Annotated in this window: 21 protein-coding genes; 11 read left to right on the top strand and 10 right to left on the bottom strand. The window is 70.2% G+C overall.

Annotated features, from left to right (window positions below):
• Positions 1 to 40 precede the first annotated feature (40 nt).
• From GHR20_RS18335 to GHR20_RS18325, 3 genes are all read left to right on the top strand, one after another.
• Positions 41 to 724: a PadR family transcriptional regulator gene (locus GHR20_RS18335; RefSeq protein WP_111585704.1), complete on the top strand. Its 684-nt coding sequence runs from the start codon at positions 41 to 43 to the stop codon at positions 722 to 724.
• Positions 725 to 767: 43 nt separating this feature from the next.
• Positions 768 to 1850 carry an inositol-3-phosphate synthase gene (locus GHR20_RS18330; protein WP_111585703.1) on the top strand — a complete coding sequence of 361 codons (1083 nt, stop codon included), beginning with the start codon at positions 768 to 770 and terminating at the stop codon, positions 1848 to 1850.
• 112 nt (positions 1851 to 1962) lie between these two features.
• Positions 1963 to 3267 carry an MFS transporter gene (locus GHR20_RS18325; protein WP_153813787.1) on the top strand — a complete coding sequence of 435 codons (1305 nt, stop codon included), beginning with the start codon at positions 1963 to 1965 and terminating at the stop codon, positions 3265 to 3267.
• A 66-nt stretch (positions 3268 to 3333) separates the two neighbouring features.
• Here GHR20_RS18325 and GHR20_RS18320 read toward each other — a convergent pair whose 3' ends face one another.
• Positions 3334 to 4800, bottom strand: a complete 1467-nt coding sequence (locus GHR20_RS18320; RefSeq protein ID WP_153813786.1) for a CCA tRNA nucleotidyltransferase — start codon at positions 4798 to 4800, stop codon at positions 3334 to 3336.
• A gap of 279 nt (positions 4801 to 5079) precedes the next feature.
• Between GHR20_RS18320 and GHR20_RS18315 the strand changes: the two genes are divergently transcribed.
• The 7 genes from GHR20_RS18315 to trxA all read left to right on the top strand — a co-directional run bounded on the left by GHR20_RS18315 (position 5080) and on the right by trxA (position 14952).
• Positions 5080 to 7458 (top strand): DUF6049 family protein, encoded by a 2379-nt coding sequence (locus tag GHR20_RS18315; RefSeq protein ID WP_153813785.1) that lies wholly within the window; start codon positions 5080 to 5082, stop codon positions 7456 to 7458.
• Positions 7459 to 7504: 46 nt separating this feature from the next.
• Positions 7505 to 9925 carry a murein biosynthesis integral membrane protein MurJ gene (murJ, locus tag GHR20_RS18310; RefSeq protein WP_153813784.1) on the top strand — a complete coding sequence of 807 codons (2421 nt, stop codon included), beginning with the start codon at positions 7505 to 7507 and terminating at the stop codon, positions 9923 to 9925.
• A 118-nt stretch (positions 9926 to 10043) separates the two neighbouring features.
• Positions 10044 to 11759: a protein kinase family protein gene (locus GHR20_RS18305; RefSeq protein ID WP_153813783.1), complete on the top strand. Its 1716-nt coding sequence runs from the start codon at positions 10044 to 10046 to the stop codon at positions 11757 to 11759.
• A 26-nt stretch (positions 11760 to 11785) separates the two neighbouring features.
• Entirely contained in the window at positions 11786 to 12517 is a 732-nt protein-coding gene (sigM, locus tag GHR20_RS18300) for an RNA polymerase sigma factor SigM (RefSeq protein ID WP_153813782.1), read from the top strand.
• Positions 12514 to 13446 (top strand): hypothetical protein, encoded by a 933-nt coding sequence (locus tag GHR20_RS18295; RefSeq protein WP_153813781.1) that lies wholly within the window; start codon positions 12514 to 12516, stop codon positions 13444 to 13446. The genes sigM and GHR20_RS18295 overlap by 4 nt, the downstream gene beginning before the upstream one ends.
• 148 nt (positions 13447 to 13594) lie before the next feature.
• Positions 13595 to 14566, top strand: coding sequence for a thioredoxin-disulfide reductase (gene trxB, locus GHR20_RS18290; protein ID WP_111585695.1), 972 nt, complete (start codon positions 13595 to 13597; stop codon positions 14564 to 14566).
• Positions 14567 to 14622: 56 nt separating this feature from the next.
• Positions 14623 to 14952 carry a thioredoxin gene (gene trxA, locus GHR20_RS18285; RefSeq protein WP_153813780.1) on the top strand — a complete coding sequence of 110 codons (330 nt, stop codon included), beginning with the start codon at positions 14623 to 14625 and terminating at the stop codon, positions 14950 to 14952.
• 129 nt (positions 14953 to 15081) lie between these two features.
• On the opposite strand, the gene GHR20_RS18280 is transcribed toward trxA, so the two are convergent.
• From GHR20_RS18280 to rpmH, 9 genes are all read right to left on the bottom strand, one after another.
• Positions 15082 to 15699: a GNAT family N-acetyltransferase gene (locus GHR20_RS18280; protein ID WP_153813779.1), complete on the bottom strand. Its 618-nt coding sequence runs from the start codon at positions 15697 to 15699 to the stop codon at positions 15082 to 15084.
• A gap of 196 nt (positions 15700 to 15895) precedes the next feature.
• A complete protein-coding gene (locus GHR20_RS18275) occupies positions 15896 to 16996 on the bottom strand; it encodes a ParB/RepB/Spo0J family partition protein (RefSeq protein WP_111583371.1) in 1101 nt (366 codons plus the stop codon).
• Positions 16993 to 18066 (bottom strand): ParA family protein, encoded by a 1074-nt coding sequence (locus GHR20_RS18270; RefSeq protein WP_111583414.1) that lies wholly within the window; start codon positions 18064 to 18066, stop codon positions 16993 to 16995. Before GHR20_RS18270 ends, GHR20_RS18275 begins: the two co-directional genes overlap by 4 nt.
• A 295-nt stretch (positions 18067 to 18361) precedes the next feature.
• Positions 18362 to 19078, bottom strand: coding sequence for a 16S rRNA (guanine(527)-N(7))-methyltransferase RsmG (gene rsmG / locus GHR20_RS18265; protein ID WP_111583370.1), 717 nt, complete (start codon positions 19076 to 19078; stop codon positions 18362 to 18364).
• Between the two features lie 119 nt (positions 19079 to 19197).
• Entirely contained in the window at positions 19198 to 19710 is a 513-nt protein-coding gene (locus GHR20_RS18260) for a R3H domain-containing nucleic acid-binding protein (RefSeq protein WP_111583369.1), read from the bottom strand.
• Between the two features lie 15 nt (positions 19711 to 19725).
• Positions 19726 to 21051, bottom strand: a complete 1326-nt coding sequence (gene yidC, locus GHR20_RS18255; protein WP_153813778.1) for a membrane protein insertase YidC — start codon at positions 21049 to 21051, stop codon at positions 19726 to 19728.
• Positions 21051 to 21428, bottom strand: coding sequence for a membrane protein insertion efficiency factor YidD (gene yidD / locus GHR20_RS18250; protein WP_111583367.1), 378 nt, complete (start codon positions 21426 to 21428; stop codon positions 21051 to 21053). The genes yidC and yidD overlap by 1 nt, the downstream gene beginning before the upstream one ends.
• Positions 21425 to 21796, bottom strand: a complete 372-nt coding sequence (gene rnpA, locus GHR20_RS18245; RefSeq protein ID WP_111583366.1) for a ribonuclease P protein component — start codon at positions 21794 to 21796, stop codon at positions 21425 to 21427. Before rnpA ends, yidD begins: the two co-directional genes overlap by 4 nt.
• Before the next feature lie 21 nt (positions 21797 to 21817).
• Positions 21818 to 21955 carry a 50S ribosomal protein L34 gene (gene rpmH / locus GHR20_RS18240; protein ID WP_003956500.1) on the bottom strand — a complete coding sequence of 46 codons (138 nt, stop codon included), beginning with the start codon at positions 21953 to 21955 and terminating at the stop codon, positions 21818 to 21820.
• A gap of 363 nt (positions 21956 to 22318) precedes the next feature.
• On the opposite strand from rpmH, the gene dnaA reads away from it, so the two are divergent.
• A complete protein-coding gene (gene dnaA, locus GHR20_RS18235; protein ID WP_153813777.1) occupies positions 22319 to 24385 on the top strand; it encodes a chromosomal replication initiator protein DnaA in 2067 nt (688 codons plus the stop codon).
• Positions 24386 to 24586: the final 201 nt, after the last annotated feature.

Raw genomic sequence — 24586 nt, 5'->3', positions numbered from 1 at the left:
GAGACCTGCGGTGGGAGCCGTGGGCCGGGAGGAGGCGACGATGAGCCGGCGCTCCGGCATTCTCGAGTTCGCCGTGCTCGGCCTGCTGCGCGAGTCCCCTATGCACGGTTACGAGCTGCGTAAACGACTCAACACGTCCCTGGGTGTGTTCCGCGCTTTCAGCTACGGGACCCTGTATCCCTGCCTCAAGACGCTGGCCGCGAGCGGCTGGTTGACCGAGGAGCCGGGCAACACCCACGAGGACGCCCTCGCCGCTCCCCTCACCGGACGCCGCGCCAAGATCGTCTACCGGTTGACGGCGGAAGGTAAGGAGCACTTCGAGGAACTGCTCTCGCAGACCGGTCCCGACGCGTACGAGGACGAGCACTTCGCCGCACGGTTCGCCTTCTTCGGGCAGACCTCGCGCGATGTGCGCATGCGCGTACTGGAGGGCCGGCGCAGCCGGCTGGAGGAGCGCCTGGAGAAGATGCGCGCCTCCCTGACCCGGACGCGGGAGCGCCTGGACGACTACACACTCGAGCTCCAGCGCCACGGTATGGAGTCCGTGGAGCGCGAAGTGCGCTGGCTGAACGAGCTCATCGAGAGCGAGCGAGCCGGACGGGACCTGAGAAGTCCCTCGTCCGGGGGGCCCGCTCAACAGGACACCACCACTGGATCGACGGGCGGCCTGCCCCGTCCCGGGAGCACCTCCCGGACGGATCCGCCCGGCGACACCGCCACGTGAGTCCCAGTCAGGGCCTCACTCGTACACACAGGGAGCAACCGGAATGGGTTCGGTTCGCGTAGCCGTCGTCGGCGTGGGCAACTGCGCCGCGTCGCTGGTGCAGGGAGTCGAGTACTACAAGGACGCCGACGCGGCGACCAAGGTGCCCGGCCTGATGCACGTGCAGTTCGGTGAGTACCACGTGCGCGACATCGAGTTCGTGGCCGCGTTCGACGTGGACGCCAAGAAGGTCGGCCTCGACCTCGCGGACGCGATCGGCGCCTCCGAGAACAACACCATCAAGATCTGCGACGTCCCGAACACCGGCGTCACCGTGCAGCGCGGCCACACCCTCGACGGCCTGGGCAAGTACTACCGCCTGACCATCGAGGAGTCGGAGGCCGAGCCGGTCGACGTCGTCCAGATCCTGAAGGACAAGCAGGTCGACGTTCTGGTCTGCTACCTGCCGGTCGGCTCCGAGGACGCGGCGAAGTTCTACGCCCAGTGCGCCATCGACGCCAAGGTCGCCTTCGTCAACGCCCTCCCGGTCTTCATCGCCGGTACCAAGGAGTGGGCGGACAAGTTCACCGAGGCCGGCGTGCCGATCGTCGGTGACGACATCAAGTCCCAGGTCGGCGCCACCATCACGCACCGCGTCATGGCGAAGCTGTTCGAGGACCGCGGTGTCGTCCTGGACCGCACGATGCAGCTGAACGTCGGCGGCAACATGGACTTCAAGAACATGCTCGAGCGCGAGCGCCTGGAGTCCAAGAAGATCTCCAAGACGCAGGCCGTCACCTCCCAGATCCCCGACCGGGACCTCGGCGAGAAGAACGTCCACATCGGCCCGTCCGACTACGTGGCCTGGCTGGACGACCGCAAGTGGGCGTACGTCCGCCTCGAGGGCCGCGCCTTCGGCGACGTCCCGCTGAACCTGGAGTACAAGCTCGAGGTCTGGGACTCCCCGAACTCCGCCGGTGTCATCATCGACGCCCTGCGTGCCGCGAAGATCGCCAAGGACCGCGGCGTCGGCGGCCCGATCCTCTCGGCGTCCTCGTACTTCATGAAGTCCCCGCCGGTGCAGTACTTCGACGACGAGGCCCGCGAGAACGTCGAGAAGTTCATCCGCGGCGACGTCGAGCGCTAGAGCTCGGCACCGCCCCACGGGGAGCCGCTCGTACAAAAATCGCTCCTGCCAGGGCTGTGAAGGTCCCCGGGTCCCGACCCGGGGACCTTCCGCATATGTGAGGCTGTGCCCCATGCCCGTCGTCCGTGACCTGCGCGTCCTGCTGCGCCTGCGGTACTTCCGGCGCCTGCTGTACGTCCGCCTGCTGTCCCAGGGCGCCGACGGCGTCTACCAGGTCGCGCTCGCCGCCTATGTCGTCTTCTCCCCGGAGAAGCAGACCTCGGCGGCCGCGATCGCCTCGGCGATGGCGGTGCTGCTTCTCCCCTATTCACTCGTCGGCCCCTTCGCGGGCGTCCTGCTGGACCGCTGGCAGCGCCGCCAGGTGTTCGTCCACGGCAATCTGCTGCGCGCCCTGCTGGCCCTCGGCACCGCCGTGCTGATGGCGGGCGACGCCCCCGCCTGGCTCTTCTACGTCTCGGCGCTGTGTGTCACGGCCGTCAACCGCTTCATCCTCGCCGGGCTGTCCGCGGCCCTGCCCCGCGTGGTCGACACCGAGCGCCTGGTGATCGCCAACTCGCTGTCCCCGACGGCCGGCACGCTCGCCGCGACCGCCGGGGGCGGGCTCGCGTTCGCGGTACGGCTGCTGTCCTCGGGCTCCGACGCCGCGGTGGTGCTCCTGGGCGCCCTGCTCTATCTGTGCGCGGGAGTGGTCTCCCTGAGCATGGCGCCCGCCCTTCTCGGGCCCGACCGGCAGCAGCTGCAACCGCACCTGGCGACCGCGCTCGCCGCCACGGCTCGCGATCTGCTCGCCGCGATCCGGCATCTGGCCGCGCCCCGCCGCAGGGCGGCGGCCTGGGCACTGGCCTCGATGACGCTGATGCGCTTCTGCTACGGCGCGCTCCTCGTCCTGCTGCTCATGCTGTGCCGCTACACCCTCTCGTCCGGACCCGAGGAAGGGCTGCGGCTGCTCGGTCTGGCGCTGGCTCTGTCCGGCGCCGGGTTCTTCGTGGCGGCCGCGGTGACCCCCTGGGCGGCCGGACGGCTGGGACCGCTGCGCTGGATCGTGGTGTGCTCGGCGGCGGCCGCGGTGCTGGAACCCGCACTCGGTCTGCCGTTCGCCACCGGACCGCTGCTCGTCGCGGCCTTCGTGCTGGGGCTGATCACCCAGGGCGCCAAGATCGCGACCGACACCATCGTCCAGTCCTGGGTGGACGACGGTTTTCGCGGGCGGATCTTCTCCGTCTACGACGTCCTCTTCAATGTGGCCTTCGTCGGCGCGGCCGGGGTGGGGGCCCTGATGCTCCCGCCGGACGGCAGATCGCCGCTGCTGGTCGTCCTCGTCGCCGTGATCTACGCGTTCGTCGCCGTGCTGCTGGCGTACTTCGAACGGCTGCTGCGGGGAGCGGCGAGAAAGAAGGAGGGTCGATGTTTCACGTGAAACATCGACCCTCGGTGCGGTCGGCCCGGCGGATGTTTCACGTGAAACATCGACCGGGCAACGCCCTCACTCCTGTCCGGCCCACCACTCCTTGAGCGCGGCCACCGCGGCCTCGTGCTCCATCGGGCCGTTCTCCAGCCGCAGCTCCAGCAGGTGCTTGTACGCCTTGCCGATCACCGGGCCGGGAGTGACGCCCAGGATCTCCATGATCTGGTTGCCGTCGAGGTCCGGGCGGATCGAGTCCAGCTCCTCCTGCTCCTGGAGCTGGCCGATGCGCTCCTCCAGGCCGTCGTAGGCCCGGGACAGCGCAGACGCCCTCCGCTTGTTCCGGGTGGTGCAGTCCGAGCGGGTCAGCTTGTGCAGGCGGTCCAGCAGCGGGCCCGCGTCACGGACGTAGCGGCGGACCGCCGAGTCCGTCCACTCCCCGGTGCCGTAGCCGTGGAAGCGCAGATGAAGTTCGACCAGTCGTGAGACGTCCTTCACCAGCTCGTTGGAGTACTTCAGGGCGGTCATGCGCTTCTTGGTCATCTTGGCGCCGACCACCTCGTGGTGGTGGAAGGAGACCCGGCCGTCCTTCTCGAAGCGGCGGGTGCGCGGCTTGCCGATGTCGTGCAGCAGCGCGGACAGCCGCAGCGCGAGGTCGGGGCCGTCCTCCTCCAGCGCCATCGCCTGCTCCAGAACGATCAGCGTGTGCTCGTAGACGTCCTTGTGCCGGTGGTGCTCGTCGCTCTCCAGGCGCAGCGCCGGCAGCTCGGGCAGCACATGGTCGGCGAGCCCGGTGTCGACGAGCAGGGTCAGTCCCTTGCGCGGGTGGTCCGAGAGGATCAGCTTGTTCAGCTCGTCCCGGACCCGTTCCGCGGAGACGATCTCGATGCGCCCGGCCATGTCCGTCATGGCGGCGACGACCTCGGGGGCGACCTCGAAGTCCAGCTGGGCGGCGAACCGGGCGGCCCGCATCATCCGCAGCGGATCGTCCGAGAAGGACTCCTCCGGTGTGCCCGGCGTCCGCAGCACACGGGCCGCGAGGTCCACCAGACCGCCGTACGGATCGACGAACTCCTTCTCCGGCAGGGCCACGGCCATCGCGTTGACCGTGAAGTCCCGGCGGACCAGATCCTGCTCGATGGAGTCGCCGTAGGAGACCTCGGGCTTGCGCGAGGTGCGGTCGTACGCCTCCGACCGGTAGGTCGTGATCTCGATCTGGAAGGTCATGTCGGTGTCCCCGACCCGGGCGCCCTTGTGCGCGCCGACGGTGCCGAAGGCGATCCCCACCTCCCAGACCGCGTCGGCCCAGGGCCGGACGATCTTCAGCACGTCCTCGGGACGGGCATCGGTGGTGAAGTCCAGATCATTGCCGAGCCGGCCGAGCAGTGCGTCGCGCACCGACCCGCCGACCAGGGCGAGGGAGAACCCCGCCTCCTGGAATCGGCGGGCGAGATCGTCGGCGACCGGCGCCACCCGCAGCAGCTCGGTGACCGCGCGCTGCTGGGCCTGGCTCAGGGCGGAGGGAGTGTCTTCGTTGGGGTTCGGCACAACAGAAGAGGGTACGTGCCCCGGGCGCTCCGGGGCGCCCCCAGGCGGCCCGGGACCCGGCCCGCAGCGGGCCGCGGACGGCTTCCGGCATACCCGTGCAAGCCCAGCTCTTGCGGCGTACGGCCCCTCTCCCCTCGATACTGGATATAGCGGACGGGTCGTCTCCGTCCAACGATCTTGTGACCTGGTCCGTGGCACTTCCGCTCGGCGCACATCGTTACCATGCGGGGACGCACATTCCGACGACCACTGAGACGACGACGAGGGACGGGCGAGCGCGTGGCCGAGGCGGCTGACTTCCAGGGGACCAGTGCCTCACCCGCGCGCCGATGGCTGCGGCGCACCGGAGCCCTGCTCGCCGGCGCGCCCCTGCTGGCCGGGCTGCTCCAGCTGCCCGCCGCCGCACCGGCGGCCGCCGCCTCCGCCACCGGGGACCCGGTGTCCGTCTCCCTGGACTCGATGAGCCCCAATGCCCCCGCGGACGGCGACACCCTCACCGTCTCCGGCACGGTGACGAACAACGGCAAGCAGGCCGTCACCGGCGCCCACGTGGGTCTGCGGGTCGGCCCGATGCTGAACACCCGCTCCGGGATCAACGACGTGGCCGAGCACCCCGACGAGATCCAGGGCGTCGGCGGCTCCGAGGTCGGGGACAAGTACGCGCAGAAGTTCGCCGAGCTGGCGCCGGGCGTCGCCGAGCACTTCAGCATCTCCGTGCCGATGGACAAGCTCGACCTCGGTGCGGACGGTGTCTACGAGTTCGGGGTCGCCCTGTCCGGGCAGACCTCCGCCCAGCCCTGGCAGCAGGTGCTCGGCGTGCAGCGGACGTTTCTGCCGTGGCAGCCGTCCGACGCCGACACCAAGACCAGGACGACGGTCATGTGGCCGCTGCTGTCCAGCGTCCACATGACGGCCAAGACGGGCGCCGGTGAGCTCCAGACGCCGGTCTTCCGCAACGACGACCTGGCCAAGGAGCTCGCGCCGGGCGGCCGGCTGGACCAGATGGTCAGCCTCGGCAAGGACCTGGACGTCACCTGGGTGATCGACCCGGACCTGCTGGCCTCCGTGGACGCCATGGCATCGGGCAACTACCGGCTCCAGGGGGACGGCGACACCACGGTCGCGGGCCCCAAGGAGCACCAGGCGCTCGCCAAGCAGTGGCTGGCGAACCTCCAGAAGGCGGTGGTGGGCAAGGAGGTCGTCGCGCTGCCCTTCGCCGACCCCGACCTCGCCTCCCTCGCGCACCGGGGCACCAGCGTCACCGGCTCCCTCAGCCACCTCAAGGACGCCACCGACGTCGCCGCCACCACCGTGAAGACCGTGCTCCACGTCACACCGAGCACCGATTACGCGTGGCCGGTGAACGGCGCCGTGGACCCGTCGATCATGAGGGTCGCGACCTCCGCCGGCGCGGACCGGGTGATCGCCCGCAGCGACAGCCTCCAGGAGACGGCCGGGCTGTCGTACACGCCCTCCGCCGCCCGTCCGGTCGGCGGCGGCACCACGGCGGTCGTGGCCGACGCCACGCTGTCCACGGCCTTCGAGGGCGATCTGACGAAGGCGGGCTCGGGCACGCTCGCCGTGCAGGAGTTCCTGGCCCAGAGCCTTGAGATCAACGCGCAGACGGACCAGCAGCGCAGCATCGTCGTCGCCCCGCAGCGCCTGCCCACGGCGGCCCAGGCGAAGGCGATGGCCGCGGCCGTGCGGGCGCTCCAGGGCGGCACCTGGTCCCAGGCGCAGGATCTGACGGCGGCGGCCAAGGCCAAGCCCGACCCGAGCGCCACCACGCGCATCCCGTCGACCTCCGCCTACCCCACGTATCTGCGCCGGCAGGAGCTCCCGGCCTCGGCCTTCCAGCAGATCGCCCGGACCCAGGACAAGCTCGACGACTTCCAGGTGATCCTCTCCGACCAGTCCCGCGTGGTCACGCCGTTCGGGCGGGCCATAAACCGCGGGATGGCCACGTCGTGGCGGGGCCAGAGCGGGGACGGCGACGGCTTCCGCAGCGGCGTCGAGGCATGGCTGGACGATCTGGCCGGGCAGGTCAGGCTGATCGACAAGTCCGAGACCAAGCTCTCCGGACGCAGCGCGACCATCCCGGTGACCGTTCAGAACAACCTCGTCCAGCCGGTCGGCCATCTGGTGCTGCGCCTCACCTCGACCCAGCCGACCCGACTGAAGATCGGCGGCAAGGCGTACTACGAGCAGTCCGTCGACATCGCCGGCGGCCACGCCCAGTCGGTGAAGTTCACCACCTCGGCCAACGCCAACGGCCGGGCCACGGTGATCGCCCAGCTGTACACCGAGGACGGCCAGGAGTACGGCGCCCCCGTCAGCTTCGATGTGAAGGTCACCGAGGTCACCCCCACGGTGATGCTGGTCATCGGCGGCGGTGTGCTGCTCCTCGTCCTCGCCGGCTTCCGGATGTACACCCAGCGCAAGCGCGCGGCCGCCCGCCAGGCCGGAGAGGGCGGCGAGGGCACGGCGGGGGAGCACTCCGACGAGCCGGGGAACCCCGACGCGCCCGGGGATCGTCTCCCGGAGGAGCCCGACTCCGCCGCGGGGACAGACGACCCGGAGCAGCCGAGTGACCCTGAGCCGGACACCGCACCGGAAAGCACCGACCCGTCCGGGACGGGTGAGAGAGTGGACCGTTGAGCGATGTCGTGGCCGGTGGGCCTGGGACGATGAGGTGGGGTAAGGCATGAACGCGCCGTACGACGGTGACCGCGGCCAGGGCGCGGCCGGCTCGGGCTACCCCGAGACGCCGCCCGAGCCCGGCCAGGTGCCGCCGCAGCAAGCGGCGGACATGTACCTCCAGGACGCCTACGACCAGGATCCCTACCGGGCACACGATCTGACCGCCCAGGACCCGGTCGCCGAGGCGCTCTACGACCGCGCCGCGCACCCCCCGCCGCCCCCGGGCACCTACGAGCAGCCGCTGTACGGGCAGCCCGCCCCGTCGCCGTACGCGCCCGACCCGCGGGTGTGGGCGCAGACCCCGGCGCCCGAGCCGGACGGCACGGCGCCCCAGCTGCCCTACGGCGACGACCCGCGCACCACCCAGTTCGTGGGCGTGGACGACCTGGTCTCGAACTCCGGCGAGGAGTACCACGAGCCGGACGCGTTCGCGCATCTCTTCAAGGACCAGCAGCAGAGCGGCGGGCACACGCCGATGGACCCCCCGGGCGTCCCGGGACCGGCCGCCGCGCCGGCCATGGGCGCCCCGTCCGGCGGCCAGTACCCGCCGGCCTACGGCCACCAGGCGCAGCAGGCACAGCAGGCACAGCAGGCACAGCAGCAGAATCCGTACGCCGGGCAGGGATACCCGGCCGGGCCCGCCGCACCCTACGTCTCCGCCCAGAACCCGGCGCAGCCCCCGGTGGCCGCACCGGTCGGTGCCCCGGTTCCCGGCGTCCCGACCGGGTCAGGGCCGGCCGATACGGTCATGGCGCCCGTGGCCTCGGTGGCGACCGCCGCCCCCGCCAAGAAGGGCGGCAAGGTCGGCGGGCTGATGAAGTCCAGCGCCGTCATGGCGGCCGGCACCCTGGTCTCCCGGCTCACCGGCTTCGTCCGCTCCGCGCTGATCGTCTCCGCGCTCGGCCTCGGCTTCCTCGGCGACTCCTTCCAGGTCGCCTACCAGCTGCCGACCATGATCTACATCCTCACCGTCGGCGGCGGCCTCAACTCGGTCTTCGTGCCGCAGCTGGTCCGCTCGATGAAGGAGGACGAGGACGGCGGCGAGGCGTTCGCCAACCGCCTGCTGACCCTCGTGATGGTGGCGCTGGCGGCGCTGACCGCGCTCGCGATGTTCGCGGCGCCCCTGCTGGTCCGCATGATCTCCAACCCGGTCGCCAGCAACCCGGCGGCCAACGAGGTCGCGGTCACCTTCACCCGCTACTTCCTGCCCTCGATCTTCTTCATGGGCATCCATGTGGTGATGGGTCAGGTCCTCAACGCGCGCGGCAAGTTCGGCGCCATGATGTGGACCCCGGTCCTGAACAACATCGTCATCATCGTGTCGCTGGGCATGTTCATCTGGGTCTACGGCACCGCCTCCCACTCCCACATGACGGTCACCAACATCCCGCCGCAGGGTCAGCGCCTGCTCGGCGTCGGTGTGCTGCTCGGCCTGGTCGTGCAGGCGCTGGCGATGATCCCCTATCTGCGCGAGACCGGGTTCCGGATCCGGCCGCGGTTCGACTGGCGCGGCCACGGTCTGGGCAAGGCGGCGGCGCTCGCCAAGTGGACGTTCCTGTTCGTGCTCGCCAACCAGGCCGGCGCCATGATCGTCACCCAGCTCTCCACCGCGGCCGGCAAGGACTCCGGCATCTCGGGCACCGGGTTCGCCGCCTACGCCAACGCCCAGCTGATCTGGGGCCTGCCGCAGGCGATCATCACGGTCTCCCTGATGGCCGCCCTGCTGCCGCGCATCTCCCGCTCGGCCTCCGAGGGCGACGGCGGCGCGGTGCGCGACGACATCTCGCAGGGCCTGCGGACCACCGCGGTCGCCATCGTCCCGGTCGCCTTCGGCTTCGTGGCGCTGGGCATCCCGATGTGCACCCTGATCTTCGGCAGCTCGGGCACCGGCTCGGCCACCAACATGGGCTACATGCTGATGGCCTTCGGCCTCGGCCTGATCCCGTTCTCGGTGCAGTACGTCGTCCTACGCGCCTTCTACGCCTATGAAGACACCCGCACCCCCTTCTACAACACGGTCATCGTCGCCGCGGTCAACGCGGGCGCCTCGGCCCTGTGCTACGTCCTGCTGCCGGCCCGCTGGGCGGTCGCCGGCATGGCGGCCGCGTACGGCATCGCCTACGCCATCGGCGTCATCGTCGCCTGGCGGCGGCTGCGCAAGCGCCTCGGCGGCGACCTGGACGGCGCCCGGGTGCTGCGGACGTACGCCCGGCTGTGCATCGCCTCGGTACCGGCGGCCCTGCTCAGCGGCGCGGCCTGCTACGGCATCGGGCACACTCTCGGCCAGGGCGCCATCGGCTCCTTCGCGGCGCTGTTCGTCGGCGGGGCCGTACTGTTCGGTGTCTTCTTCGTCGCCGCCCGCCGGATGCGGATCGACGAACTCAACTCGCTCGTGGGTATGGTGCGCGGGCGTCTGGGCCGCTGAGGCAGGGGTACGCGCACAACCATCGTCCGCCGCCGTGTGTCGTGCATAGCGGCGGACTGTGGGCACAATTGGTTTTGGCGTCGGACAGCGTGCAACGGATGGGGAGGCAGGGACGACGGTGGCGGAACGGAGCACGGCTGCCGTCGACGTGGCAGACAACAGCGGCGAGCAGTCGCTGACCGCGAAGGCGGACCAGTCCACGGCCGACGGGGTGGCCAAGAACCCGGAGCGGGACACGGACGGCAGCGAGGGGCAGGGGAACGCCGCAGAGGGCTCTCTCAGGCACACCGCGCCGCCCGAACTGCACAGCGGTCACAAACTCGCCAGACGCTACCGGCTGGAGGAGTGCGTCACCCGACTGGACGGATTCAGCAGCTGGCGTGCGGTCGACGAGAAACTGCGCCGCGCCGTCGGCGTCCATATCCTGCCGGCAAACCACGCACGGGCCCGTTCGGTCCTCGCCGCGGCCCGGTCCTCCGCGCTGCTCGGCGATCCGCGCTTCGTCCAGGTCCTCGACGCCGTCGAGGAGAACGACCTCGTCTACGTCGTCCACGAATGGCTGCCCGACGCCACCGAGCTGACGACGCTGCTCACGGCCGGACCGCTGGAGCCGCACGACGCGTACCAGATGGTCAGTCAGGTGGCCTCCGCCATGGCCGCCGCGCACCGTGAGGGCCTCGCCCATCTGCGGCTGAACCCCAATGCGGTGCTGCGCACCTCGACCGGCCAGTGGCGTATCCGCGGCCTCGCGGTGAACGCCGCGCTGCGCGGCGTCAGCTCCGACACCCCGCAGCGCACCGACACCGAGGCGATCGGCGCCCTGCTGTACGCGGCGCTGACCCAGCGCTGGCCCTACGAGGACGATGCCTACGGCCTGTCGGGCCTGCCCAAGGACGTCGGCCTCGTCGCACCGGACCAGGTGCGGGCCGGCATCCACCGCGGTCTGTCCGAGCTGGCCATGCGGGCGCTCGCCAACGACGGGGCCACCGCGTCCCGGCACGAGGCGCCGTGCACCACGCCGGAGGAGCTGGTGAAGGCGATCGGCGAGATGCCGCGCATCCGCCCGCCGGAGCCCGCGTTCACCACCCCGCCCGAGTACCAGCGCACGACCTATCAGCAGGGCACCTACGGCCGTCCGGCGCCGCACCCCGGCGCCGCCCAGCCGATCGTGGCTCCGCCGCCCCCGTTGCAGAGCCGTACCGGCAAGGCGCTGAAGTGGGCGGTCTCCGCCCTTCTCATCGCCGCTCTCGGCCTGGGCAGCTGGCAGTTGGCGGACGCCCTGATGGATCAGGGCGGCAAGTCCAACGACACCAACAAGAGCCGCACCACGGACGGCGGTGACAAGACCGGCAAGCAGCCGCCGGCACCGATAAAGATCCAGGGCGGCCAGGAGTTCGTCGCCGAGGGGGATCCCCAGAGCGCCGACAGTGTCGCCAAGACGTACGACGGCAATCCGTCGACCTACTGGAAGACCAAGTCCTTCAACGACGGTCCGCCCATCGCGCCGTTGAAGCCGGGTGTCGGCATCGTCTACGACCTCGGCTCGGCCACCTCGCTCGACACGGCCACGCTCAGCCTGCGCTACGGCGGCGACCACACCACGGTCGAGCTGTACGCCGCGGACTCGCTGACCCCGCCGTCGCTGGACTCGATGACCCGGATCGGCACGGTCACCACCACGGGCACCACCGCTACCGTGAAGGTCACCAAGCAGCTGAAGACGCGGTACGTCCTCGTCTGGCTGACCGCGCTGCCGAACTCCGGCTACGACTCCACGCTGTACTCCAGGGCGGGGTACAAGCAGGCCATCGGCGAAGTGCAGTTCACGGGCTGACGTCTCACCCGGACCGGAGGGGGCAGATGGCGCAGGACGCCGGATACGACGGGGTGAGCGACCAGGAGCTGCTCGCCCGCCATGTGCAGGGCGACCCCGACGCCTTCGGAGAGCTCGTACGGCGGCACCGGGACCGGCTCTGGGCCGTCGCGATGCGCACGCTGAGGGACCGCGAGGAAGCCGCCGACGCGGTACAGGACGCCCTGGTGTCGGCCTACCGGGCCGCGCACACCTTCCGGGGCCAGTCGGCCGTGACGACCTGGCTGCACCGGATCACGGTGAACGCCTGCCTGGACCGCGCCCGCAAGGCGGCCTCGCGCAAGACCGCCCCGGTGGACGACACCGAGCGGCTGGAACAGCTGCTGGAGCCGCACGAGTCCGCGTCCGCGCCGGCCGAGCGCAATGATCTGCACCGCCAGCTCATCGAGGCGATGGGCACCCTGGCGCCGGAGCAGCGGGCCGCGCTGGTCCTCGTGGACATGCAGGGCTACCCGGTCGCCGAGGCGGCCCGGATCCTCGATGTGCCGACGGGCACCGTGAAGAGCCGGTGCGCCCGGGGCAGGGCCCGGCTGCTGCCCCTGCTCACCCACCTACGCCCCGGCCGCCGCACGGAAGAGGGCCATGGGACGGAAGAAAACAGTTCTGGCCGGAACCGGGTGGAAGGGACATCCGTCCCATCGGCAGCGGGGGCTTCCGACGCGAGTCTCCCGGAACCGACCGATTCAGCCGTAGCGAAGGGCGGAGGTGGGCGAGCGTGACATCGACGACGGACACGGCCGGGCACCCGGACGTCACCGAGATCTCCGACCTTGCCGAGGGGCTTCTCCCGCCCGGGCGCGGCACGGACGTACGACGCCATCTGGGCGCCTGCGAGCTGTGCGCGGACACCTACGCCTCGCTGGAGGAGATCCGGGGACTGCTGGGATCCGCACAGGCGCCGGAGCCCATGCCGGTCGACGTGGCCCAGCGCATCGACGCCGCCCTGGCCGCCGAGGCGCTGCTGGACGCTTCCCGGCCGGACCCCACCGGCCATGTTTCACGTGAAACATCGACGCCCGGCGAGTACGGAACCGCCGGTCCGGCCGACGGTCCCGTCGATGACCCCGTCGGCCGTCCCGTCGATCGCCCCGCCGGCCGCCCGCAGGCCGCGACCGGGCCGGGCCGGAAGAAGCACGGGCCCGGCCGCCGTCGCAGGGCCTTCGTGCTGGGCGGTGTGCTCGCCGCCGCCGTCCTGGGGGCCGGCGCACTGGTGCTCCAGTCGCTGGGCGGCAACACCTCCTCCACGACGGCCAGGGGCAAGCCGAGCGCGGCCGCCGGCGCGTTCTCCGGAAGCAGCGTCCAGAACCAGGTGCGGGATCTGCTGAGCACGAAGAAGAGCCCTCAGCAGGAGGACGGCCAGCGGCAGCGTTCCGGGCAGAACACCCCGCAGACGAGCGAGAGCGCGCACACGCTCCTCCAGCCCCAGGTCGCGGTCCCCGAGTGCGTCCGACAGGCGGTCCCCGGGGGTGGGCAGGCCCTGGCCGCGAAGACCGGTACCTACGCCGGGAAGAGCGCCTATCTCGTCGTCCTTCCCGACCCCCGGGACAACGCACGCGTCACGGCCTATGTGGTCGACGCCGCCTGTGTCGGACAGCAGCCCGTCTCCGCCGGCAAGGTTCTGCTGAAGCAGCCCGTCGCCCGTCCCTGAAGCCCGAGCCGTGGCCGGCCGTCCCCCGCACGCGTGTGCCCGGACACAGTGGGAATGCGCGCCCCGTAGGATCCGTTGGGTGGGGTGGGAGCTCCGGAAGGGACTTCCCCCGGTCGACTGACGCAGACCAGAGACGAGGAATCTAGCCGTGAGCGATGTCCGTAACGTGATCATCATCGGCTCCGGGCCCGCAGGCTATACGTCGGCGCTGTACACCGCGCGCGCATCGCTGAAGCCCCTGGTGTTCGAGGGCGCCGTCACCGCCGGTGGCGCGCTGATGAACACCACCGAGGTGGAGAACTTCCCGGGCTTCCGTGACGGCATCATGGGCCCCGACCTCATGGACAACATGCGGGCGCAGGCCGAGCGCTTCGGTGCCGAGCTGATCCCGGACGACATCGTCTCGGTCGACCTCACCGGGGAGATCAAGACCGTCACGGACACCGCGGGCACGGTGCACAAGGCCAAGGCCGTCATCGTCACCACCGGCTCCCAGCACCGCAAGCTCGGCCTCCCGAACGAGGACGCGCTGTCCGGCCGCGGTGTCTCCTGGTGCGCCACCTGCGACGGGTTCTTCTTCAAGGACCAGGACATCGCCGTGATCGGCGGCGGCGACACCGCGATGGAGGAGGCCACCTTCCTCTCGCGCTTCGCCAAGTCGGTGACGATCGTCCACCGCCGGGACACGCTGCGCGCCTCCAAGGCGATGCAGGAGCGCGCCTTCGGCGACCCGAAGATCAAGTTCGTGTGGGACAGCGAGGTCGCCGAGATCCAGGGCGAGCAGAAGCTCTCCGGCCTGAAGCTGCGCAACCTCAAGAGCGGCGAGCTGTCCGAGCTGCCGGTGACCGGTCTGTTCATCGCGATCGGCCACGACCCGCGCACCGAACTGTTCAAGGGCCAGCTGGACCTCGACGAGGAGGGCTACCTGAAGGTCGCCTCCCCCTCCACCCGCACCAATGTGACCGGTGTCTTCGCCGCCGGTGACGTGGTCGACCACACCTACCGTCAGGCGATCACCGCGGCCGGCACCGGCTGCTCCGCCGCTCTGGACGCCGAGCGCTTCCTCGCCTCTCTCGCGGACGAGGACCAGGCCGAGCCCGAGAAGACCGCCGCGGTCTGACGCGCCTCTCAGCTTTCTCCCCCTCCCCGCCCCACGATCAAGCTAAGGAGCCCAGCGTGGCCGCCCTGAAGAACGTGACCGACGCCTCCTTCGACGAGGACGTCCTCAAGAACGACAAGCCCGTCCTGGTGGACTTCTGGGCCGCCTGGTGCGGTCCGTGCCGTCAGATCGCCCCCTCCCTGGAGGCGATCGCGGCCGAGCACGGCGACAAGATCGAGATCGTCAAGCTCAACATCGACGAGAACCCGGCCACGGCCGCCAAGTACGGCGTCATGTCCATCCCGACCCTGAACGTCTACCAGGGTGGCGAGGTCGCCAAGACCATCGTCGGCGCCAAGCCCAAGGCCGCGATCGTCCGCGACCTCGAGGACTTCCTCGCCGAGTGATGTTTCACGTGAAACATGAAGGGGCCGACCTCCACGGGTCGGCCCCTTCGTTCGTATCCGCCCCCTGACGCACCACGACGGCAGACGCGGTGCCAGGACCCGCGAGCCCGGCATGATCCACACGAGAGGCTAGAGCGGCCGCAGCGCCGGTTCCTTCTGGACCGCGCCCAACAGCCGGTCGATCGCCATCTCGACGTCTTCCTTCCAGGAGAGCGTCGATCGCAGCTCCAGCCGCAGCCGGGGATGCACGGGATGCTGCCGTACCGTCTTGAAGCCGACGGCCAGGAGATGGTCTGCCGGCAGCAGACAGGCGGGCTCCTTCCAGCGCGCGTCCCCGAACGCCTCTATGGCCTTGAAGCCCCGGCGCAGCAGATCCTTGGCGACCGTCTGCACCAGCACCCGGCCGAGCCCCTGTCCCTGGTAGCCGGGCTTGACGAAGGCCGTGATCAGCTGGACGGCGTCCGGTGAGACCGGGCTCGTGGGGAAGGCGGCCGAGCGCGGGACATAGGCGGGAGGAGCGTAGAGCACATGGCCCACCGGTGCGTCATCGACGTAGACCACACGGCCGCAGGAGCCCCAGTCGAGCAGGACGGCGGAGATCCAGGATTCCTTCTCCCCGGCTGCCTTGCCGTCCTTGATCGCCGCCTCACCGCTCACGGGGTCCAGCTCCCAGAAAACACAAGAGCGGCAGCGCTGGGGAAGGTCCTGGAGGTTGTCCAGCGTGAGCGGCACCAGCCGACGCCCCATGAAGGCCCTTCCTCGCTTCCCTCACCGGCCGCCGCGGCGCGAGCGGCCGTTCGAGCACTGCGCTCCCTGAGCACTGGCATCGTATCCACCATGCGATTCGCTCGATACCGCCGCAAAGCAAAGAGCGGGCCGTGTTCCGGTACACACCGGACACGCCCGCTCCTCGCCTGATCCCAGGGGATCGAAGCGACCGGGATCAGTCGTCCTGGTCCTCTTCGGAGCCTTCCTGAAGATCACTCGGCAGGACCCGGCCCTCGCCCGGGGCGAGGGTGCCCAGGATCCGCTGGAGGTCGTCCATGGAGGCGAACTCGACGGTGATCTTGCCCTTCTTCTGCCCGAGGTCGACCTTCACCCGGGTCTCGAAGCGGTCCGACAGCCGGGTCGCCAGCTCGTTCAGCGCCGGGGAGAGCCGGGATCCGGCCCGCGGTCCCTTGGGGCGCTGCGGCTTCTGCGGCCGGGAGCCCATGAGGGTCACGATCTCCTCGACGGCCCGCACCGACAGCCCCTCGGCCACGATGCGGTGGGCCAGCCGGTCCTGCTCCTCCGAGTCCGCCACGGACAGCAGCGCCCGCGCGTGTCCGGCGGAGAGCACTCCGGCGGCGACCCTCTTCTGCACGGTCGGCGAGAGCTTCAGCAGCCGCAGGGTGTTGGAGACCTGCGGACGGGAGCGCCCGATCCGGTCAGCCAGCTGGTCGTGCGTGCAGTTGAAGTCCTTCAGCAACTGGTCGTAGGCGGCGGCCTCTTCCAGCGGGTTCAGCTGCGCACGGTGCAGGTTCTCCAGCAGCGCGTCCAGAAGGAGCTTCTCGTCGTCCGTGGCCCGGACGATCGCCGGGATGGCCTCCAGACCGGCCTCGCGGCAGGCGCGCCAGCGGCGCTCGCCCATGATCAGCTCATAGCGGCCGGGGCCCAACTGCCGCACGACGACCGGCTGAAGCAGACCGACCTCCTGGATGGAGGTGATCAGTTCGTGCAGGGCGTCCTCGTCGAAGACCTCGCGCGGCTGGCGCGGGTTCGGCGTGATCGCGTCCAGCGGGATCTCGGCGAAGTGGGCGCCCAGCGGAGGCGCGGGCGTCTCCCCGGCCGGGGCCGCCGATCGCTCCTCGGCCTCCTGGGAGGGCGAGGGCAGCGCGGCCACCTTCGCCGCGGCAACCCCGCGCTCCGCCGTCAGCACCGGAGCGCCCGCGGGAGAGGCGGACGCACCGCCGCTCAGCGCGGCCGGTACCGGGTTCTTCTCGACCGGGGCAGGAGGGATCAACGCGCCCAGTCCTCGGCCCAACCCCCTCCGTCGCTCACTCACTGGATCCCCTCCACCATGCTCGGGTCGCTCTGGGCGCCGATGTGGGCCTGGCTCGCGTCATAGCTGATGCCAACGCCCCTCAGCGCGATTTCTCGGGCCGCCTCAAGATACGAGAGGGCGCCGCTCGATCCAGGATCGTAAGTCAGCACCGTCTGCCCGTAGCTCGGCGCCTCGGAGATACGGACCGAGCGGGGAATGCTCGTCCGCAGCACCTCTTCGCCGAAGTGGCTGCGCACCTCTTCCGCGACCTGGGAGGCGAGTCGCGTCCGGCCGTCGTACATGGTGAGCAGGATGGTCGATACATGCAGGGCGGGGTTGAGGTGCCCCCGCACCAGATCGACATTGCGCAGCAGCTGGCCCAGGCCCTCCAGCGCGTAGTACTCGCACTGGATCGGGATGAGCACCTCTTGGCCCGCGACCAGCGCATTGACCGTCAACAGGCCGAGCGAGGGCGGGCAGTCGATGAGGACGTAGTCCAACGGCTGCTCATACGCCTGGATCGCGCGGTCCAGGCGGCTTTCGCGGGCCACCAGGGACACCAGCTCGATCTCCGCACCGGCGAGATCGATGGTGGCCGGGGCACAGAAGAGTCCTTCGACGTCCGGCACGGGCTGGACGACCTCGGCGAGCGGCTTGCTCTCCACCAACACGTCGTAGATCGACGGAACGTCGGCGTGGTGGTCGATCCCGAGGGCCGTGGACGCGTTGCCCTGCGGGTCCAGGTCGATCACCAGCACCCGGGCACCGTGCAGAGCCAGCGAGGCGGCAAGATTGACGGTCGTCGTCGTCTTGCCCACGCCACCCTTCTGGTTGGCGACCACCATGACGCGGGTCTGCTCCGGTCGCGGCAGACCTTCGCCGGCACGGCCCAGAGCCTCCACGGCCAGTTGGGCCGCACGACCGATGGGGGTGTCGTCCATCGGGGGCGGTGTTTCACGTGAAACATCCGCACCCGTCGACTCGGTTCGGGGACCGGGGACCGGATCGGTCATCGGTCCCGCGATGTTGGCGTCGGACCGCAAGGATTCACTCTCCTCGACTTCAGGCTCGCAATGAACAGAGCCTCCCATGCCTTCGGGGTCGTGAACCAGCGAGGCCGGGTCTTCTGTGGAGAAATCCACCTCTGTGGACAACTCCGTGCCCCTTGCGGGGGCCGGAGCCGGTCTGACAGAAGAGCCCGAGCCTCCTCCGAGAGAACCGAGGGGCTTCCGGTCGCGGGGTTCGGCCGCGCGGCCGCGACTGATGATGCCGTGCAACAGTGAGCGACGTTTCACGTGAAACAACGATGCACAGCACCGGCGACCGGGTCCTCGCGACACTCCGTCGTACGTGGGCGGGCAGCTTGTGGGAGTACGGCCAGTCGGCTCAGCGGCGCCGGCGGGCCCGGCCCGTGCGCGCGGCCTTCGCCCGCTTGGCGGCGAAGCGCACCCCGCCGGGGCTCTCCCCGACCTCGACCCGGACCACCGTCGACAGCGGGTCCACGATGCCCTCGCCCACATGGAGGATCGAGGTCTCCACCGCACCGAGCTTGCTCAGCGCGGTGGCCGATGCCTTCAGCTCCTCCTCGGCGGTGTCGCCCTTGAGGGCCAGCATCTCGCCGTACGGGCGCAGCAGCGGGACCCCCCAGGTGGCCAGGCGGTCCAGCGGGGCCACGGCGCGGGCGGTCACCACATGGACCGGCGCCAGCGTGCCCAGGACCTCCTCGGCACGTCCCCGTACGACGGTGACATGGTCGAGGCCGAGCATCTCGACGACCTCGGTGAGGAAGTTGGTGCGCCGCAGCAGCGGCTCCAGCAGGGTGATGTTGAGGTCCTCACGGACCAGGGCCAGCGGGATGCCCGGCAGCCCGGCGCCGGAGCCGACGTCGCAGACCGTCACTCCCTCGGGAACGGCCTCGGAGAGCACCGCGCAGTTCAGGATGTGCCGCTCCCACAGGCGGGGTACTTCCCGCGGGCCGATCAGACCACGCTGCACACCCGCCTCCGCGAGCAGCTCCGCGTAGCGCACCGCATCGGCGAAGCGATCACCGAATACTTCGCGCGCCTGCTCGGGGGCGGGGGGAAGCGCCGCTGCCTCCGTCACGGGGACCGTCCTTCCGTACAGCGCCGGTGCTTCGCGCACCGGCCACCAGAACTACCAGGCTGACAAAGTTCGGCCCCGCCTGCTCAACAGACGGGGCCGGTGGAACAAAGGGGGGCCGATCAGGCGGGCAGCACGACGACGAACCGCTGCGGTTCCTCGCCCTCGGACTCGCTGCGCAGCCCGGCGGCCTTGACCGCGTCGTGCACGACCTTGCGCTCGAAGGGCGTCATCGGCCGCAGCTTCACGGGCTCGCCGGAGCTCTTCGCATCGGCGGCGGCCTTGGCGCCCAGCTCGGACAGCTCGGTCCGCTTCTGGGCCCGGTACCCGGCGATGTCCAGCATCAGCCGGCTGCGGTCACCGGTCTCCCGGTGCACGGCCAGACGCGTCAGCTCCTGAAGCGCCTCCAGCACCTCGCCGTCCCGGCCGACCAGCTTCTGCAGATCCCGGCCGCCGCTGTCGCTGATGATCGACACGGAGGCCCGATCGGCCTCGACATCCATGTCGATGTCGCCGTCGAGGTCGGCGATGTCCAGCAGACCCTCCAGGTAGTCCGCCGCGATCTCGCCCTCCTGCTCGAGGCGCGAGAGGGTGTCTGCACCCTCGGCAGCGGCGGAGGTGGTGCCTTCCGTCACGGGCTGGGCTCCTTCTTACTTCTTGGACGGGGACTTGGGCCGCTGCGAACCGCCCTTGCGCTGGCCGCTCTGGGCCTTGCTGCGGGCGCCCGAGCCGGGCTTCGAGCCCTGCTGGGCAGCGGCGGACTTGCTGTCCTGCGGCTGGTCGCTCTCCTCCGACGAGCCGGGCTGCTCGGAGGAATCGGAGGTCTCAGAGGAGTCGGACTTCTCCAGGGAGAGGGAGTCGCCCGTCTGCTTGGTCCCGCCGGACTGACGCTGGGCCTTGCTCTGGCGCTTGGGCTGCTGGCGACGCTGGACGGTACCGGCGGCGGTGGTCACACCCTCCTCGGTCCCTTCCTCGGTCTCGGTCGCCACGCTCTTCGCCACGGTGCCGTCCGCCTGAGCGGCGAGGCCGGCCTTGTGCAGGGAGTTGATGAACTTGCGCTCGAACTCGTTGCGCTCGCGGCCCTTGGCGACGATCGCCTTGATGATCGCCTTCTCGCTGCGGCGGCCGACCTTGCCGTGGTGCGTGACGTGCTTGGTCAGGCGCTCCAGGTACGCGGCCTGGGCCTTGGAACCCGGGGTCGGGTTGTTGCGGATGACGTACATCTGCTGGCCCATGGTCCACACGTTGGTGGTCAGCCAGTAGATGAGGACACCGACGGGGAAGCGGATACCGAAGAAGGCGAACATGATCGGGAAGACGTACATCAGCATCTTCTGCTGCTGCATGAACGGCGTCTTCACCGTGGTGTCGACGTTCTTCGTCATCAGCTGGCGCTGCGTGTAGAACTGCGACGCCGACATCAGGACGATCATGATCGCGGTGACGACGCGGACGTCGGTCAGCGAGGCGCCGAGCTTCGCCACCGTGTCGGCGCCGTCCAGGAACTTCGCGGCCAGCGGGGCCCCGAAGATGTGCGCCTGGCGGGCACTGGCGAGCAGATCGGAGTTGATGTAGCCGATCTTGGTGCCCGAGGCGATGCCGTTGAGCACGTGGTACAGGGCGAAGAAGAACGGGGACTGCGCCAGGATGGGAAGGCACGAGGAGAGCGGGTTGGTGCCCGCCTCCTTGTACAGCTTCATCATCTCTTCGGACTGACGCTGCTTGTCGTTCTTGTAGCGCTCCTGGATCTTCTTCATCTCAGGCTGGAGCGTCTGCATCGCACGCGTCGCCTTGATCTGCTTCACGAAGAGCGGGATCAGGCAGATGCGGATCAGGATCACCAGGGACACGATGGACAGGCCCCAGGCCCACCCGGTATCAGGTCCGAAGATCGCCCCGTACACCGTGTGGAACTGGACGATGACCCAGGAGACGGGCCAGGTGATGAAACTGAACAGGCTGGCAATCGTGTCCACTAATCATGCTCCTTGGGCATGGGACGAGTCTCTGCGGCCGGGCTCGGAGGAAGCTCGGAGACAAAGTCCTCGGGCTTCGCTTCGGTGGCCGGTTCGGCGGCGGAGGACCCGCCCCGGCGTGCGCGCCAGGCGTCGCGCAGCATTTCGTGCCACCGCGGACGCTTGCGCGGCGGGACATGGTCCACGCCGCCCAGCGACCACGGATTGCACCGGAGGATGCGCCAGGCGGTGAGTGCCGTGCCCTTGATCGCACCATGCCGGTCGATGGCCGTGTAGCCGTAGTGGGAGCACGACGGGTAGTACTTGCAGACCGGCCCGAGCAATGGACTGATCGTCCACTGGTACAGCTTGATCAGAGCCAGCAGCGGGTACTTCATCGCGTGCCCCCTCCCAGCAGCCGCCGTAGAGCGGCATCCAGGTCTTGGGCCAGCTGTGCATGGTCGGCGTCGCCCGCCCCGGGCAGCGCTCGTACCACTACCAGGCTACCGGGGGGAAAAAGTACGACGCGGTCCCGCATCAGATGACGCAGTCTGCGCTTCACTTTGTTGCGCACGACCGCGCCACCCACGGCCTTGCTGACGACGAAACCCGCACGCGTCGGAGGAGCGCTCTCCCCAGGCGCGTGCGGGTCCGTGGCACCGCTACGAAGGTGGACGACGAGGGTCGGACGACCGGCCCGGCGGCCTCGTCGTACAGCGGTCGCGAAGTCCTCGCGCCGCCTCAGCCGGTTCTCGGTGGGCAGCACGATGTCATGACCTGACCGGGATCAGGCGGACAGACGGGCGCGACCCTTGCTACGGCGGGACGCGAGAATCGCGCGGCCGGCACGGGTGCGCATACGCAGCCGGAAGCCGTGGGTCTTCGCGCGACGACGGTTGTTCGGCTGGAAGGTGCGCTTGCTCACTCGGGGGCTCCAGAAAGAATCGGTAGTGGCGGGGTGCCGTCCTGGCTGTCACCGTGCGCCCACGAGTAGCTCGCGTCACGCCCGATTGCACCGCTTCCCGATCACCTGACGCGATCTGTGCCCATCGGAGGCAGGCGGCAGCAGCCATCGACAACTCGACCTGGTTACGGTACGCGGGGCTACGCCATCCGGTCAAACCGAGTGTCGCTGGGAGACACTGTCCACAGGCTGGGGACAACAACTTGAACCCTACCGGCCGCGCTGACTACCGTGGCTGGACTCCGATTCGTTCTTTTGTCCCCCGCCCCGGCGGGTTTGCCCCGCCGACCACCCGACATTCACCCCCGTGAGAGAGCGTGCCCTGTGGCTGACGTACCTGCCGATCTTGCCGCAGTGTGGCCACGCGTACTGGACCAGCTCCTCGGGGAGGGCCGCGGACAGGGTGTCGAGGTCAAGGACGAGCACTGGATCCGCCGCTGCCAGCCGCTCGCGCTGGTCGCGGACACCGCCCTGCTCGCCGTACCGAACGAATTCGCGAAGAACGTCCTGGAGGGCCGTCTCGCCCCGATCGTCAGCGAGACGCTGAGCCGCGAGTGCGGCCGCCCCATCCGGATCGCGATCACCGTCGACGACTCCGCGGGCGAGCCCCCGGCGCCGAGCGCCCCGCAGCCGGCCCCCTCGCGCTACGAGGAGCCCGAGCTGCCCTCCGGCCCGTCGTACGAGGGCTACGGCCGCCACCGCGCGGACCAGCACCAGGGCGGCGAACCGGCCTCGCGCGGCGACCAGTTGCCCACGGCCCGCCCGGCCTACCCCGCCGAGTACCAGCGCCCGGAGCCCGGCGCCTGGCCGCGCGGCGGACAGGACGACTACGGCTGGCAGCAGCAGCGGCTCGGCTTCCCCGAGCGCGACCCGTACGCCTCGCCGTCCTCCCACGGACGCCCCCAGGACCCCTACGGGCCGCCGGTCCACGACTACCGCCAGCAGGGCATGGACCGGCCGTCGTACGAGCAGCGGGGCGGCGAGTACGACGGCCCGCGCGAGCGCGGGGACCGCAGTGAACGCGGTGAACGGGGCGACCGCAGTGAACGGGGCGAGCGTGGGGAGTACGAGTCCTCGCGCCCCGACTACGACAAGCAGCGCGCCGAGTACGACAAGCCGCGGCCCGACTACGACAAGCCGCGCTCCGAGTACGAGCGGTCCGAGTACGACCGCTCCGACTACGAGCCCTCGCGCACCGAGTACGACCAGCGCGACCCGGTCCGCCGTGAGCTGCCCGAGCAGCCGATGGGCGGCGGTCCCGCGCACCGCGGCGGCACCGGCCGGCCGGACGGCTCCCCGGCGGGGACGCCCGGGCCGCAGGCCGCCAAGCCCGGGCCCCCGAGCGGTCCCGGTGAGCCGACGGCACGGCTGAACCCGAAGTACCTCTTCGACACGTTCGTCATCGGCGCGTCCAACCGGTTCGCGCACGCGGCCGCGGTGGCGGTCGCGGAGGCGCCGGCGAAGGCGTACAACCCCCTGTTCATCTACGGGGAGTCGGGGCTCGGCAAGACCCATCTGCTGCACGCCATCGGGCATTACGCGCGCAGCCTCTACCCGGGCACGCGGGTGCGGTACGTCAGCTCGGAGGAGTTCACCAACGAGTTCATCAACTCCATCCGCGACGGCAAGGGCGACAGCTTCCGCAAGCGGTACCGCGAGATGGACATCCTGCTCGTGGACGACATCCAGTTCCTCGCGGACAAGGAGTCGACGCAGGAGGAGTTCTTCCACACCTTCAACACGCTCCACAACGCCAACAAGCAGATCGTCCTCTCCAGCGACCGGCCGCCCAAACAGCTCGTCACGCTGGAGGACCGGCTGCGCAACCGCTTCGAGTGGGGCCTGATCACCGACGTGCAGCCGCCCGAGCTGGAGACGCGGATCGCGATCCTGCGCAAGAAGGCGGTCCAGGAGCAGCTCAACGCGCCGCCGGAGGTGCTGGAGTTCATCGCGTCCCGGATCTCGCGGAACATCCGTGAGCTGGAGGGCGCGCTGATCCGGGTGACGGCGTTCGCCTCGCTCAACCGGCAGCCGGTGGACCTGGGGCTCACCGAGATCGTGCTCAAGGACCTGATCCCGGGCGGCGAGGACTCCGCGCCGGAGATCACGGCCACGGCGATCATGGGGGCGACCGCGGACTACTTCGGGCTGACCGTCGAGGACCTGTGCGGGACGTCGCGGGGGCGGGCGCTGGTGACGGCGCGGCAGATCGCGATGTACCTGTGCCGGGAGCTGACGGATCTGTCGCTGCCGAAGATCGGGGCGCAGTTCGGGGGCCGGGACCATACGACGGTCATGCACGCCGACCGGAAGATCAGGGCGCTGATGGCGGAGCGGCGGTCGATCTACAACCAGGTGACGGAACTGACGAACCGGATCAAGAACGGCTGACCGCCGCCGGGCCCCGCCGGCCGGCGGTCGAGGGCGTCTTCGGGACCGAGGGTCTCGGGGGCGCCCTTCGTGTGCGCGGGCTTCGTGTGGGCGCCCTTCGTGTGGGCTCCCTTGGTGTGGGCGGCTTCCGGGCGGACGAGGGGCCCCCGGGCCGGGCCCCGTGCGGCGGCGCCGGATCGCTCGGCCCCTCAGCACAGGCCC

Source organism: Streptomyces sp. SUK 48, from assembly GCF_009650765.1.
Classification (GTDB): domain Bacteria; phylum Actinomycetota; class Actinomycetes; order Streptomycetales; family Streptomycetaceae; genus Streptomyces.
This window is presented reverse-complemented; position numbering and strand designations above follow the sequence as displayed.

Bases quoted from the DNA above. Each gene is read 5' to 3' on its own strand.
- GHR20_RS18335 (WP_111585704.1), top strand. From the start codon at position 41: ATGAGCCGGCGCTCCGGCATTCTCGAGTTCGCCGTGCTCGGCCTGCTG.
- GHR20_RS18330 (WP_111585703.1), top strand. From the start codon at position 768: ATGGGTTCGGTTCGCGTAGCCGTCGTCGGCGTGGGCAACTGCGCCGCG.
- GHR20_RS18325 (WP_153813787.1), top strand. From the start codon at position 1,963: ATGCCCGTCGTCCGTGACCTGCGCGTCCTGCTGCGCCTGCGGTACTTC.
- murJ (WP_153813784.1), top strand. From the start codon at position 7,505: ATGAACGCGCCGTACGACGGTGACCGCGGCCAGGGCGCGGCCGGCTCG.
- sigM (WP_153813782.1), top strand. From the start codon at position 11,786: ATGGCGCAGGACGCCGGATACGACGGGGTGAGCGACCAGGAGCTGCTC.
- GHR20_RS18280 (WP_153813779.1), bottom strand. From the start codon at position 15,699: ATGGGGCGTCGGCTGGTGCCGCTCACGCTGGACAACCTCCAGGACCTT.
- GHR20_RS18270 (WP_111583414.1), bottom strand. From the start codon at position 18,066: ATGGGAGGCTCTGTTCATTGCGAGCCTGAAGTCGAGGAGAGTGAATCC.
- yidD (WP_111583367.1), bottom strand. From the start codon at position 21,428: ATGAAGTACCCGCTGCTGGCTCTGATCAAGCTGTACCAGTGGACGATC.